The sequence below is a fragment of the Cellulophaga baltica genome (assembly GCF_900102165.1).
In the GTDB taxonomy this organism is placed as follows: domain Bacteria; phylum Bacteroidota; class Bacteroidia; order Flavobacteriales; family Flavobacteriaceae; genus Cellulophaga; species Cellulophaga baltica.
Genome location: NZ_FNBD01000052.1, coordinates 1 through 1,430, shown reverse-complemented (window position 1 = coordinate 1,430; position 1,430 = coordinate 1). Strand labels below are relative to the sequence as shown.

Below are 1,430 nucleotides of genomic sequence, written 5' to 3'. Positions count from 1 at the left end.
GATAGACATTTAAACGATTTTGATAGAGTTGCCGTATTAAACCAAATGTTAAATCTAACGAGACGTAATATAATTTATGACGATTTAGATAGGGATACTTTTGGAAATGATTGGTTTAGAATAAATGCACCACACGATACAGATGAATTAATTGAAACCAATAGAAATTCACTTTTAACATTCTTACAAGCAAAAGCGGAGATTTTCAACCTAGACGAAGGTCATCCAAACCGAACAGAGGAACAAAAACACTTGGTTGCAAGAATCACTATTCAAGATTGTTTGGAGAATTTACTTAACAATCTCCGTTTCACAAGAGAAAGTGATTCAGCAACATACTCAAGCCTAAGAGGGATTTTGAAAGGATTTATTGAAGAACATCCTAACGAAGAATGTTTAGTTTACTTAATGAGTGCAGATTCAATTGACAATTGGACACCACGAACTCGTAGATTAAACCGCAATGATGAAATCCAACAATTATTTCAGGGTCGTAACCCAAGAACAGGAGAAGTTGTATATCCGGGAGATTCGGAAATAAAGGACGAGAACATTTTATCAATTCAAATTCACCTTCTAAATTTAAGAGACACAGAATTTGTAAGAGTTCCTACATTAGCAATATGGACACCTGAACGTATGGGTGCTGATTTAATTAGGCAAGTATGAATTTAATTGAACTTTACGATACGCTAAGTTTGCCTGAAAATGACAACAAAGTTTTCAATGCTATTCCCATTCCAGAATTTCCAAATTTTAGAATAGCAATTGATTTTGAAGGAAATGCGGTTTTATTACTCTCGGTATCTAAAAGAATTAAGGATTTGAGTTTGAAAAACTTTCGCCTTAAATATTTACAATTAGAGCAAAATTTAGAATGTAGAATTTATGAAAATGATTCTTTTATACTTCAAACATTTACTGTGGTTACATTCCGTTGCAGCGACAGAAACCTCCAAGAATATTTTTTAAGAATTTCAGAAACTCTTGTAAGTACGATTGGTCAGAAACCAACCCAACAGCAAGTAATTGATTCCCTCAAAAAGTTCGTAGAAGTATTTAAGACATTAACAGATTCTCCAACCAATACAATTAATGGGCTTTGGGCTGAACTTTTTTTGATTGAAAATTCGAGTAATCCAAAATCAGTAATAAATTATTGGCACAATCTACCAGAAGAGAAATTTGACTTTAATGCAGGTTTAGAAAGAATTGAAGTTAAAAGTAGTTCCAACTTTGAGAGAAAACATATTTTTTCAGCTGAACAATTGAACCCACCTTCTGATACTCAAGTTTTAATTGCATCCATTTTTTTGAAGCAGCATAATTCAGGTATGAATATCCAACAACTTCTTGAAAGCATTTCTAAGAAAGTAAACTATGATTTTGAAACTACCGACAAGTTAAACTCGATAGTTTTCAGAACACTT

At 32.6% G+C, this 1,430-nt stretch carries 1 protein-coding gene and 1 pseudogene; both read left to right on the top strand.

Features of this window, described 5'->3' with window-relative positions:
* Nucleotides 1–669 (top strand): annotated as a pseudogene (locus tag BLQ19_RS20845) (Z1 domain-containing protein); the annotation flags it as partial.
* A partial coding sequence (locus BLQ19_RS20840) for a PD-(D/E)XK motif protein (RefSeq protein ID WP_074539664.1) occupies nt 666–1,430 on the top strand: 765 nt, incomplete at its 3' end. The pseudogene BLQ19_RS20845 and the gene BLQ19_RS20840, both read left to right, overlap by 4 nt.